The organism is Bradyrhizobium sp. Leo114, from assembly GCF_055229415.2.
The window spans coordinates 1-12,403 of record NZ_JBUYEN020000098.1 but is presented as its reverse complement, the minus strand read 5'-3'; the positions used below and the strand labels follow the sequence as shown (position 1 = coordinate 12,403).

Below are 12,403 nucleotides of genomic sequence, written 5' to 3'. Positions count from 1 at the left end.
GCATCGCCATGAAGCTCGCCCAGCGGCGCATCCCGCACGCCCGCGTCCTCGCATGGTCGTTCTGGCGCAGGGCTCATCAGGCAACTGCGCGCAAAGCCCATCTCAAGAAAAAATTACAACTGTAATGCTAGAGAAGTTTGTACGCAAAGAGATTGCATTTCAGCAAGCCGAGCGCATCGAGCGCGCGAGGGAGCTGCGCCTTCCTGTTCAGAAGGAGACCGTGCTTTCCTGGCCTGGGCCGAGTTCGAAATTGGTTACACGGCGATCTTCCTGACTGGGTCCGAGCTCAAGGTCGCCGCTCATGACGATGACGCCCGGCAGCGTACGCGATCGTAGTGCTGGCCCACGTCTCGTGGTGGATCGCTGCAGAATTGTCGACCAGCTGCGGTCAACGACGCCCGGGTCACACGGCCGCCGGCGCGTTTCCTTTCTGCGGGCAGAGCCGTCGTCTGACCCGTGTCGTCGACGGGGATCCCGTTGACTGCGACCTGCTGGTTCCACAGAGTAAAATGGCACAGAGATTCTTTGGAGTAGTGATGATGCGCGACGGCAAGTTTTCCTTCAGGGCCGCTCACCACCAAGACGCGGAGACGGTTTTCAATATCACGAAGGCGTCAATCGCCGGACTTGGGGAAGCATCCTACTCTCGGGACCAGATCGCGAATTGGATGGGCGAGCGGACGCCGGCATTCTACGAAGAGCTCATCGCCAAGGGACGAATGACGGTCTGTGAGCACGAAGGTCTTGTGGTTGGATTTGTCGATGCCGAGCCGGGCGAAGTAACCAGGTTGTTCCTATTGCCTGAGGCTGCAGGTGTCGGGCTCGGCCGCCGACTGCTTGAAATCGGGATAGCACGAGCGCGGATGGGTCATAGTGGGCCGATCAGGCTCGAGGCGACGATCAACGCCGAAGGCTTCTATCAAAAATGCGGCTTTCGAAGCGTGGGCCGCGACTTTTTCTCTCATGGACTCGGCGGCGAGCCTATTGAGATTGTGCGGATGGAATTGTGAACTTCGGCGTTCACCGGCGCAAAGCCCAACCTTGAAGTAAGGGGTGACCAATCAACCTTGAGGGAGACAGCCGCGCTCCAATACGACGCCCTCTGAAAGCATGAGCACTCAGATGCGCGCGTGTCTGCGGCGGCCTGTCCATAGGCTAACGAGCACCGTGGCGATGAAGGTCGTCACCCCGCAGGCCATGTAGAGGCCAGCTTCAGTTGCGTTGGGGACCAAGGTTGGCAGAAGGAAGATGAGCCCACCGAGCCCGCCTGTCAGCAAGGTCGTGAATGCCTGGACGCGCCCGATCAGGGCCGAATCCACAACGGTCAAAAGATGTCCGTTGGCCGCGGCCCGTGACAGGTTCCACAGTATTCCAGCAAGGGCATAGAGCACAATCGCGACCAGCGGGTTGGTCACGAAGGATAGAACGATCAACGAGGCCGCGGCCCCTGCGAGAACCGTCGCTGTTGCTCGGGCCATTTTCCTGGCGAGCGCCGGTATCCCGGCGACAGCAAGGGCGGCCATACCGGCGATTGCGGCCGTCATCTCGAGCATGCCGAAGAGATCGCTGCCGCCGCCAAGCGCATGGATGACGAAACCCGGCAACAACAGGTTGGTGATCTGGATCACGGCGAACGCCAGTCCTACCGTGATCGCAGCGGACAAGCTTTGCGGCTCGTTCAGAAGATAGCGGAACGCTTCACGCGAGGCGGAAAGCGGATTGAGCCCCTTCATCGACCGGCGACCGCTTGGGGTCCTCGTCAGCGGCCCGAGCAGAGGCAGAATGGCCAACGCGATGCAGGCGGACAGGACGGCCGCCGTAGTGCTGCCGAGCTGATCGATCGCGTAGCCGGCTACACCTGTGCCCATGGCGAGCCCCGCCTGATTGAAGAAGGACAGGCGCATGTTGAACGCCATGCGCTCAGTCCCGGGAACGAGCGACTGGAGCAGGCCGCTCATAGCGCCTGCCAGGAGCGCGTATCCGAAGGCCCCGAGAACGGCTGATAGAACCAGGAGGGGGCGCGAGAGCCCTTCCGGCAGGATCTCCACGAGGGCCAGCATAAAAAGCCCGGAAGCCTGGATCACTTGTCCCGCTGCAGTGACTGTGAGACGGCTATGTCGGTCGACGACGTACCCGCCGAGCGGTGCGAGAACGACTCCAGCGACGCTGGAGGTCAGCAACACCAGGCCAACCAGGCTCGATCCGCCGGCGTGGAACGCGATCCACGCCGGCAAGACGATGCCGACGCCGACGATGAAGAACGACGCCGAGGAAAAACCAATAAAGCAAAGTCGCTGCGTCGCTCGCATATCAAATCCATTCCCTCCGCTCACCCGGATGACCGCTACGCCCGTCGCTCAAGCTCGCCCGCGCGTGGCAGTTGCAAGCTGGAAGGCCTGAACACGAAATGTCTCTCTCGGGATTCAGATGGTCGGCGCGACTATCGATGCGATGCCAATCGCTCGCCCGTTTCTCTCTACCACCCCCGTGATCATTCGCCGAAGGCAAGTGGCTGGGCCGCTGGCCCAGAAACCAACTGGTTGCCATTGGACTCTGTGGAGAAGCAACCGATACTAGCGCCTACCCTAACGAGCTTCCATGGGGACCGGCGCAGGGCAATGCGATCACTGGGTTCAATCAAAGAAGGCAGGCCTGTTTGTGTCGGTTGCGAAGGCGAACGCAGCTTCCACATCGCTCTCGATCGTCCTGCCGCGCGAAAGCGGCGGCAATTGATCTTTCGGGAAAAACTCCGCCTCGCTCGTCTCCAACGTCGTCTTCACCAGGCTGCAGGGCAGCCGGGTGCACAGGAAGAACATCTTGTAGAAATCGCGGACATCAGGGGAATATGATGCGCTCGCCTTATGCCGCACGCCGTAGAGGCGGTTAGCGGACACGTTAAGGCCTGCTTCTTCAAAGATTTCCTTTTCGACATTCTGAGCCGCGGAGAGCCCGACGTCTGCAAAGCCGCCGGGGAGGGCCCAAAGGCCATCACTCTTCTCCCGGACGAGCAGGATTGCCTCGCCCTCGACGATTGCACCGCGCACGTCAATACGCGGCGTGGCATAGCCCAGCGCGAAATCAGAAACGAGTCCCTCGATGCGTTCGATCGGAACGTTGCCCAATTTGGCCAGCATTTCGTTGGCAATGGCCGCGATCTCCTCGTATCGCTCGCGATCAAATGGATCCTTCGCGAAGTGAAGCCCGGTTGACGCAATAGCTTGCAAGCGTTTGCCATAGCTAAGCCACTGAGGTTCCATCATGCCAACTCGATTTCGACTCTGGCGGCGAGCATAGCCAAGGGCGGCTCTTGGAGAAACCATAATGCGAAAAGAGAATTCCACATTCATCCGTGCGAGCGCTTAAAGATCTGGCAGTAAGAACCGTGCGCTTGCAGAAAACTAGTCTCCTACAGTGGAAACAACAGAATGGATCGTTCTGCAGACCTGGATGAGGGAGATGATTCGGTCGCGGGCACAGTCCAAATGAGCGTCGCGTCAAGTTCAATCGCTCGCCGATTACATCGAGCAAGAGGATCGCATTTTGTGGTCGATGCCTGCAAACCGTCCAATTCTTGTTCGTTCAGGCTGGGACAAATTGTTCAGCGATTCGCGAGGAGAAGAGCAGATAAACGATAAGAACGATCTCGAAACCAGGGTCGTTGCGGCGATACACGACTATCGCGAGGCCCTCGCACTGGTAGAAAACCTGGAACGAGAAGACGCTAGCGCGTATCGCTGGGCGACCAACACGCTGCTCGATTTGGTACGTGCCATGAAGGACGAAGCGGCACCGCTTTACAAGGGTAGGCTGTTTGAGATCAGCTCTGCAGCGATTAAGCGGTCTGTTCCGCCACCAATCGCCGATGCATTCACGTTACCGCCAGACTGGGCGCAGCGGGCGCCTGTTTGGGTTAGGCCCGGTTCATGCGCAGCGTGGGTATCCTGAAGGACTCGCCGGCGAGCGCGAAAGACATATTCCGCTTCGCAATGCCCGAATGCTTGGCCAGGACATCCTTGATGACAGATACGTCGTCCGTGAAAGCCATTTTATCGAGAAACTGCCGCAATGTGGCTTCGTCGGGACTCAATCGGGTGCAGATCCCGAACTTGAGTATCTCCGGGACGGCTTCGTCCATTTTCAAGCCGGAGCTCGTAACCTTGCCGTTCTCGTAGATCGCGGAGCGCAGCCAGTAGCCGGCCCTGTCAAAGAATATCATTGGAGTGAAATTCTCAGCGTCCTTCGCGTAGTAGTTCCTTTCCACGTCCTGGAAAATCTCGCGCAACGTTCCGCCGCCCCCTCGGCCGTAGATGATCCCAGCCCGCGAATTATTGACGAGCGCTTCCTCGCGAAGACTGTTCTGGTAGTATTTGGCGTAGTGCGTCGCGAACGGCATCGTGGGCTCGGCACCGTACAGCCAGGTCGGAATGGCCAGGCTGAGAGGCAGCGTCGACGGCGCGGCCGAACGCACGTCGAGTGCAGCCGCGAGCCAATCGCGGGCGGCCATCACGTCCTTTCGCTTCGATTTCTTAAGGCTGCCGTCGTTCTCGAAGAGATCATCCAGATCGCCGTAATCCGGGGTCGCCGCAAGCTTCGCCAAGGCCCTTTCGAGATCGTCCATTCCGTTTTTGCTAAAGGCCACTCCCACGTGCGCAGCCTCCATGACGCCGGGACCGCCTCCGGTGACGATGAGGTACCCGTCCTGCGCCACGCTCCAGGCAAGCTTGGCGATGTCAGCGAACGCCGGCGAATTGCGCTTGGCGGCGTGGCCGCCCATGAACCCCACGAGCGGCCGGCCAACGTCCTTCAGAAATCTCTTGAGGGCATCGGCGATCGTCGCGTCGTGCCGCGCCTGCGACAGTCGCGTCTCCAGAGCGGACGGCACGGGTCCTCCGTCGGACACGAATTGCCGGAACACCTCGAAGTCGCGGGTGAGCGTGAAGCCCAACTCGTCGAACGGATTGAATCCATCGAGGAGGTCGGACGCTGCGTACAACCTCTGAAGCATCGTCGGCAGCATCCAAGTTCTCCATTTGAGGTCTAGCGAAGCGCCGTGTCTAGCAATCTTGCGAGCCTTGCAGCGGCAAGGGCTGCGCGGTTGCGGGCGGTGTTTCGTGCGTTCGTTTCGTAGTCGCGCGTGAGTTGAACCGCGGCCGGTCCGAGCCCGACCGGCTGGGCGTACGCGAAGCTCTTTGCGGCCTCGAAGCTCTCCTGCGCCCATCGATCGGGATCGAGCACCTTCTCCGCATCGGCATCGACCGCGACCGACCCGAGACCACCCCGGTCGTCAGCGTCGAAGATGGCCCCGAAGACAGAAGAATATCCGCCGAAGAGACGATCCCAATAGGCGTGCAGCGCGATCGTCTCGCCGGTGGCCGGGACGACCATCTCGGCGTTGCCGCCGCGGTCGCCGTGCGGAAGCTCGGCGGTATAGCGGGCGATCGCGTGAAGCGGTTGATGGAGATCCCCGACGAGGTGCAGCAACCAGACGAGGTCGTAGGAACGGAGTTGATCGGAGGCGCCGGAAGCTGCGGGCAGCGTAGCGATCATGGTCTTCGCCATCTTCGCGGCATCGACCGGATCCGGTGCGGGCAGTGTCGTGCCGTCCGGCGAGAACAATATGTCCTCATAGTGCCAATAGCTGTGCTTCAGCTTGTCGTAAGCTACGTTCTGCCCGGCGGTCGCGTCCGTAATGCGATCTTCCCGGTAATCGCTCTTCGTCTTGATGTCGTCGGCCCACGTCGCCGCGTGGACGAAGGCATAAGTCCTTCGGGAAGCTTCGTCCTGCGCACCGCACGTCCAGACCTGATAGTCGGGATTGAGCCTGAGCAGGCCGTCGATCTTGTCCTTGATCGCGGGATCCAGCCGCTTGTAGGCCAGATAGGCGATCTGCATATGGCCTTCGTCCCACCACGCGGACGCCGGGTCGGGCAGGAGCGCGACGAGGCAGGACAACGCTATCAAAGCGGCTTTCTTCATGCGCGTTCCTCCGCGATTCGCCCAGTGGATGACACGTCGGCTCCGGTATCGCGATCGTTACAGGTTCCGAGGTAGAAGATCGGACTCGGATTTCACCGGAATCGCCGGCCGCGCCTCGCCTACGACAGGCTGATCTTTGGTCTCGAAAGTATCGGCCGACCCGACCTGATCGCCGAAGTCCAGGCCGGTCCGGCGTTCGATCTCGGTGATGGCGACACGCCATTGCGAGACGTCGACGAAGGCCGGCGGCTTCGGCGGAATGCCTCCCTTGCGCTGTTCGGACAGCAGTTGACGCTGATCGACGACGAGCCCGACTGATTTCACGCCGTTCTTGCCCTTCCAGGCGATCACCTTGAAAAACGACGACGGAATCTGGGTGGCGTCAGCCCAAAGATCCACCTTGTCGTCGAAAATCGGTCCCTGGAAGACGCAGATGCGGTTCGCGGTCTCTTCCGAGATGGCTCCGTTTTCGAGGACGTATTGCTCGGCGCCCTGCCAGAATTTGGTGCTCTCGTTGAAGCGGAAGTGCTGCGGGGTGCAATTGGTGAAATGATAGGTGTCCGCATTCGCGCGTTCGGCTTGATCCTTGCTTCCCCAGTCAGGGTCCACCCGGCGAGTTAGATGGCCCCTGTCGAAGAGATTGGACCAACCAGAATAGAAGGTCTGGTCGATGAAGAAGCTCGCGCTGATGCGGGGGTCCCCGTACCACGTCTCTCCTTCGGCGCCGTTGGTGACTTCTCCCGTAGAGCGATCCACGTTCAGGAAGCTCTTGCCGTCGATGTTGGTTGCGGTGAAGAGAGCCATCTTCTTGGCCTTGTTCATCTTGATGCTGAAGTGCTCGTACTTCAGTTCACCGGCCTCGGCGTTCTGTTCGCCGGTCCTCAAGGGAGCGATCTGCTTCGCCAGTTTGCCGACCGGCGTGGGCAGAGGAAACGTTACGCCATGCACGAACCGCGGGTCGTAGCCGTCGCGATTCGAATAGTCCTGATCAATTGATATCTTTTCCGCCGCTCGCGTGAGCGCTTTCTGGGGAGCTGGCGCTGGCGCGATCGATGCGGCGGTCGCGTAGCTTCCGCCCACCCGGACACTCACCTCGATCGGAATCGTCACCTTGATCTCGTTCCCACCCGCTTCGCTGGCCATGACGCCCTCCTCCCCGATTACCAGACTCTCTTGTGCATCCGCGGAGGGATGCGGCGGCGAGAGTCGCCTTCCGCCCGTCTGCTCGAGCGCCGTTTTCGACAGATCGAGCGCGGCCCGCAATAGGTCGCGACGCTCCCCGTCGAGACTGGCGAGCCTGTCCGAGAGATGTCGATAGATGGCGCTGATCCGCACGCCTTCGTTGACGTTCGTCGGAATGGGATTGCCGTTCTCATCCTTGCGTTCGAGGAACGGCTCCCCGAAGTGATGAAGCGCAACGAGCTCCCACGCATCATTGAAGACCGCCGCTCCCGACGAACCGTGGTCGGTGTCGGTCTCGTACAGAAGCGTACGCTCCGTCCGGTACTGCAAAATGTTGTTTCGGATGGCGATCATCTTGGGCAGACCGTTCGGGTGCTGCACGATATTCATGTTCATGCCGATCACGTGCTTGTCCGGCCGATCGGACAGGACGCAATATCGGAAGTCTCTCGGATCGCCGTCGCCAGCCACCTTTCGCCCAAGCGCGACGAGGGCGTAGTCCAGTTCCTCCTGCTGCGAGAACAGGGCGAAGCGCTCGGGCGCCAAACGGAAGACGGTGGTGGGCCGCATTGATCCGTCGTCGCCCATTTCCCGATCGAAAGTGATCTGTGCCGAAAGGGCAGCGGCTTCGTCCTGGATCACGTGCTGGTTCGTCATGAAAAGCGTGGGACTGATCATGAAGCCTGTGCCGGCCGTCCATTTGCCTCCGGCCGTCGCCTCGACGAACGCGATTGCCCGCCGCGCCGTCGCGCCGCCCGGCAGGAACCACGACGTCTGCATGTCGTCAGGACCCTGCACGGCCTCCGCGCCTCGAGGCATGGCCTGCCGCGCGGCCCGCAAGTTGAACATCGCCATGCGCGCACGGTCCGGCTCGGCCTGGCGCCACTGCTTGCCTTCCACGAGCTTGCGCACGCGATCGCGATCTTCGCGCGTCTGCTCAACTACATTCCGAAACCGCGTCTGATTGATTTCCATGGGGTCAGCCCGTCCCGATCGAAAGCACGTCGAGCCGACCTCGGGACGCGGCAGCGCTCCGCAGGTTCGAACATCTCGACGTCATGCCACCGTCACAAATGCCGTCAGGAGCGCGCCGCATCCGGCGGTCCACTAGAGATCGTGCGGAAAAACCGTCGCGTTTCCGTCTGAACGCTCGCGATGTCATGAAAGTGCCGGCCTCTCCGGGTGCCCAGACATTACCCGCCCCGCAATAAATTCCGATAAAAAATTTGTCTGCAATCTTTGATTGCCGATCCTACATATGGCGCGCGCGCCGTCAAGCTCGCTCGACAAAAACCAAGAAACGAACGCATAGCCCGTTGACGCTTAGCGGCGGCCTCACAGCCATTTGGCTTCCAAGCTTGAACCCTGGTCACGTCAAATAGCAATATCCTGCTTCCCGCCTCTATCGACACATCGTCGGAGCTTTGGAAAGAGCCTCGCGACCGATCCGTTTAAGGCGGTCACGCGTTTTCTCGCCCGTGCTGGCCGCTTCCAGTATCTTTGAAGCCACATGGGTGCGAGCGCCCGTCTCGTAGCGCGAAAGGCTCACACAGACTTCGTCGAGGACCGACCGTAGAAGCGCAGTTGTGGCAGCATCGAACATCTTCAATCTCCCAATGGTACAACAGCAATAGAAGAAGCTGACGAACACGCGACAAAGAGATGTCTGTTCAAACCTTCGACGCTGTTTCGCTTTAGTTGAATAAAAGGCTCCGACCGGGGACGTGACGCTGATGCGCCCGGAGAGGTGCCATTTTCATGGAGATTAGCCGGTGGCACAGAAGCAACTGTCATCGATGGTCTCGGGCACAATAGTGGCATGTCCGCGCCGATCCATCGGGGAACGCTTGTGCAGGAAGGGATTGCGCGACGATGGGAGGGATTGTGCAACCATGGTGTGGCTGAGGTATCGAGAAAATGAATCGTTAACCCTGATCGATTCATAAAAATCATTGGACCTCGCTTCCGCAGGAAGCGAGAATCCGGGCATGCCAAACCTCGAGCCAAGTCCGCTTCACCTTCGCCGCATCGACGCCACCCGCAACATGCGGCGGTTTTACTTGCTTTCGATCCAGCCGACCCTGTTCGGCGGGATCTCGCTGATCCGCAACTGGGGCCGGATCGGCACGACCGGCCGAACGATGGTGCAGACCTTCGATGCCAGTGCAGAAGCGGGCGAAGCATTCGGACGGCTGGAGCGCGCCAAGCGCAGGCGCGGATACGCCTCTGCTGAGGAGAAAGTCTAAAGTTTCGTCAGTTTTCCGGGGATTATGGCTCCGCTTCCGATGTCTGGCTCTATTCGTCCGGCGGTCTTGGTGTCAGACGGAAGAAAATCGAAGCAAGACGGAGCCTGTTCCATGACCACCGCCAATGAGATTGCCGAGAAGATCGCCGCTGAGAACAGCCTGACAAAGACACAGGCGAAAGCGATTGTCGACGGCGTGTTCAAGGCCATCGCCGATGCAGCCGCGAGCGGGGCCGAGACAAGCATCGCCGGCTTCGGAAAGTTTAAGGTCAAGGACACCCCTGCCCGCGAGGGCCGTAATTCGTCGACCGGCGCAACGATCGCGATCGCGGCTTCCAAGAAGCTCACCTTCACGCCAGCCAAAGCCATCAAGGACGTCCTCAACGGATGAGCGGAGCCGTTGCACTTCGTGCCGTAAGTCGCTAGACGAGGGGGCTTACGCCCCCTCCTCTTCGGCCGCGAGTGCTTCGTTGCGCTGACGGATGAGGTCGGCCAGTTCGGCTTCGATCGCCTTGCGCTCCGCGGCCGTGAACAGGCATTCCCGCAGCTCGGCGCGCAATTCCTCAATGGTGTCGACGGTCATGAGGGCGTCTCCGATTGAAAGGAAGAAGGCCCCGCCTCGCGGCGGAGCCCTCTGGCGGTAGCCTCAGTCCCGGTTCGGCCGGGACCAGATCAGCTGCAGGCCCTCCTCGCCCTCCACCTCGATCAGGGTGGCGTAGATCGGAGCGGGGAAGCTCGGGTCATCCAGCTTGACCGAGAGGTAGTCGCGGCCCTCGTTGGAGACCTTCTGCCAGGCAGCGCCCAATTCGACGCTCGCGCCCGCGAAGATGCGGAAGTGCGGTCCCTTCTCGGAGGGGTTCTCGACGCGGACCAGCTTGGCCTTGACGTTGAGGTTCAAAGTCTTGATGGCGCCAGAAAATCCGTTGCCCGTGGAGGTGAAGCTGCCGATGGTAGCCATTGTCTCATTCCCTTGGTTTTCTCGGGCCGCGCCTATCGCGACCTCGATGGCGGTCGTGAGACCGGAGGCGATCGACCTGCACCCGAAGGGCCGAAACAAAGTGGAGGGCGGCCGGGAGCGACTTTCTTGAACCGCGAGGAATGGCGCGCAGCGCCAGGGGAAGAAAGTCGAGGACGGACGTTGCGGGGACAAGATCGAGAGCCCGCGTAGCGGGATCGGCCTTCGGTCAGACCAGCCTCTATCGAGGACGCAGATGGGTGTGCCCGTCGCGAAAACACGTGGAATGAAGTCAGGCGACCTGGCCATTCGCATCTCGAGGCAACGAGCACAGGCAACGAGACGCGGTTTTCCTCAACCAGGCCGCTTTGGCGTCGCGCGCTCGCTGCGTGAGGGATCGCCGCTGTCTGCAATCTCGGCGCATCTGCGGAGGTCGCTGCCGCAACATCGCCGACGAGCCTGCCGACGTGCTTGTCGTGCGGATGCAACCTCGCCGTATCAGATACACGCCACCGATTAACTTCGGAGGCGCCATCGCCAGCGATTTGCCATAATGGAATCGCGGACGGCATCCGCGAGAGGGCTCCCGCCGCGAGGCGGGGCCTCTTTTCTTTTCGATCGTGACTTGCGACCTACAAAGACGCCATGCGCGACGAGCGCCACAAGCATGGTGGAATGCACGGCCGCGTGCAGGGAAATCGCGCACAGGGCGATTGGGAGGACGGACGCCCTCCCCTTCAAGGAACCGAGCATGTAGCATCAGGCGGCTTCGCGCTCGCCATTGCTCTGCGGTTGCAAGCTGTGGAGATAAGCAACCGCGCGCTGCGCATGGGCGGCTGCTGAGAAGATTGCGCGCCTGTTATTGGAAAGAACGGAGACCCAACTTACCAGATAGGCCGCATGATCCGGTCTCGGTTCGAGCTCGGGGACGATGCCAAGATCGGCGCAAACCAGGGCCGATCCAATTTCGGCTAAAAGTTCTTCCCGGGCTCGCTCACTTCGATCCTTCGCGTAGCGGCTGAGATCGCGGCCGACGCGACGGGCATCCGCTGTCCAATGAATGTGCTCGTGGCTCAGCACCGCCACGTATGACGCGGCATCACGGAAGCTTTCGAATATCGGCATCTGGATGTGATCGCTCGATGGCGAATAGAACGCTCGCGAACCGCCATGCCGGATCACGGAGCCGGTGTTGGCGAAGAATCGATCGGCGTGCTCGATGCGCTCAACGGGATCGAGAATGGGTGCCGGCCGGTGATAAAAGTGTTCCGGCAGACCTTCGATCTGCTCGACGTTGAACACGACGTAGGTCTTGAGGAACGGGATGTCCCGCTCGACCTCGCCGCCGTGTTCGTCCGTCTCGGTCTTGGTAAACCGACTTGCGTAGATGACGGTCGAACCCGATTCACCCTTGCGGACATGGCCGCCGAGGTCGGTGGACTGCTTGAAGGTCATCCAGATTGATGACGTGAAGCCGCGCGCCAGTCCTTCCGACCACAGCAGCAGCACATTCATACCCGTGTATGGTTCACCATTGTGGCGCAGCGGTCGGGTGATCCGGCCGGTCGCATTGCCGACGCTCCAAGGCTGCACCCAGGGGCGCACGCCTTTCTCCAGATCGGCGATGATGCGTTCAGTGATCCGCGCATAGATGTCGGCCCGTCCGCCTTCTTTCTTCCCACTCATTTTCGTGAACCTCCGTCTTGGAGCCGCGCTCATCGCGGCCCGTCACGACGGTCCGAAGCCGGGGAATTCAGGGGGCCGGCGCACCCATAGGCCGAAACGAAGTGGAGGGCGTCGAAGCCGCTGCGCCGGCCGCCGGCCCCGGCAAGACCGACAGCGGGACGGGCTGCGATGAGAACCCCTCACCTTCCTTCACTCTGCGCCCTTCCGCCCCCTGCCTTCTTCCGGCATCGCATGTATGGAACGGCCCGCGGGCGCAAGAGCTTTCTCAGTCGACTTCACACATGGGAGCGGTGCCGTCATGTATACGGCCTGTAAAGCGCGGCGCATGACCGCTGGCCTCGATGAAGTCCGCGACACAA

At 60.8% G+C, this 12,403-nt stretch carries 12 protein-coding genes; 3 read left to right on the top strand and 9 right to left on the bottom strand.

The window, feature by feature from the left end:
* Positions 1-539: 539 nt before the first annotated feature.
* Entirely contained in the window at positions 540-1,010 is a 471-nt protein-coding gene (locus ACZIRK_RS43620; protein WP_130230144.1) for a GNAT family N-acetyltransferase, read from the top strand.
* 108 nt (positions 1,011-1,118) lie between these two features.
* Here the strand turns inward: ACZIRK_RS43620 and ACZIRK_RS43615 are convergent, their stop codons facing one another.
* From ACZIRK_RS43615 to ACZIRK_RS43590, 6 genes are all read right to left on the bottom strand, one after another.
* Positions 1,119-2,309, bottom strand: a complete 1,191-nt coding sequence (locus ACZIRK_RS43615) for an MFS transporter (protein WP_130230140.1) — start codon at positions 2,307-2,309, stop codon at positions 1,119-1,121.
* A 324-nt stretch (positions 2,310-2,633) separates the two neighbouring features.
* Positions 2,634-3,260 carry an NUDIX hydrolase gene (locus ACZIRK_RS43610; RefSeq protein WP_245475090.1) on the bottom strand — a complete coding sequence of 209 codons (627 nt, stop codon included), beginning with the start codon at positions 3,258-3,260 and terminating at the stop codon, positions 2,634-2,636.
* A gap of 650 nt (positions 3,261-3,910) precedes the next feature.
* Positions 3,911-4,774: a hypothetical protein gene (locus tag ACZIRK_RS43605; protein ID WP_474419673.1), complete on the bottom strand. Its 864-nt coding sequence runs from the start codon at positions 4,772-4,774 to the stop codon at positions 3,911-3,913.
* 263 nt (positions 4,775-5,037) lie between these two features.
* The gene (locus ACZIRK_RS43600) at positions 5,038-5,976 is read right to left on the bottom strand and encodes a S1/P1 nuclease (protein ID WP_130230134.1); all 939 of its coding nucleotides are present in this window, start codon (positions 5,974-5,976) and stop codon (positions 5,038-5,040) included.
* A gap of 57 nt (positions 5,977-6,033) precedes the next feature.
* On the bottom strand, positions 6,034-8,133 hold the full coding sequence (locus ACZIRK_RS43595; protein ID WP_130230133.1) for a DNA/RNA non-specific endonuclease: 2,100 nt from the start codon (positions 8,131-8,133) through the stop codon (positions 6,034-6,036).
* A 427-nt stretch (positions 8,134-8,560) separates the two neighbouring features.
* On the bottom strand, positions 8,561-8,761 hold the full coding sequence (locus tag ACZIRK_RS43590; RefSeq protein ID WP_130230131.1) for a hypothetical protein: 201 nt from the start codon (positions 8,759-8,761) through the stop codon (positions 8,561-8,563).
* Between the two features lie 385 nt (positions 8,762-9,146).
* Here ACZIRK_RS43590 and ACZIRK_RS43585 point away from each other — a divergent pair, with 385 nt between their 5' ends.
* Together ACZIRK_RS43585 and ACZIRK_RS43580 are read left to right on the top strand one after the other, a co-directional pair.
* Entirely contained in the window at positions 9,147-9,404 is a 258-nt protein-coding gene (locus ACZIRK_RS43585) for a WGR domain-containing protein (RefSeq protein ID WP_130230129.1), read from the top strand.
* 111 nt (positions 9,405-9,515) lie between these two features.
* Complete coding sequence (locus ACZIRK_RS43580; RefSeq protein ID WP_130230127.1) at positions 9,516-9,794, top strand: HU family DNA-binding protein; 279 nt, start codon at positions 9,516-9,518, stop codon at positions 9,792-9,794.
* Between the two features lie 45 nt (positions 9,795-9,839).
* Here ACZIRK_RS43580 and ACZIRK_RS43575 read toward each other — a convergent pair whose 3' ends face one another.
* From ACZIRK_RS43575 to ACZIRK_RS43565, 3 genes are all read right to left on the bottom strand, one after another.
* Positions 9,840-9,986, bottom strand: coding sequence for a hypothetical protein (locus ACZIRK_RS43575; protein WP_165421522.1), 147 nt, complete (start codon positions 9,984-9,986; stop codon positions 9,840-9,842).
* Positions 9,987-10,049: 63 nt separating this feature from the next.
* On the bottom strand, positions 10,050-10,361 hold the full coding sequence (locus ACZIRK_RS43570) for a DUF736 domain-containing protein (RefSeq protein ID WP_130230126.1): 312 nt from the start codon (positions 10,359-10,361) through the stop codon (positions 10,050-10,052).
* A 756-nt stretch (positions 10,362-11,117) separates the two neighbouring features.
* Positions 11,118-12,044, bottom strand: a complete 927-nt coding sequence (locus ACZIRK_RS43565) for an ArdC family protein (protein ID WP_130230124.1) — start codon at positions 12,042-12,044, stop codon at positions 11,118-11,120.
* Between the last annotated feature and the right edge of the window lie 359 nt (positions 12,045-12,403).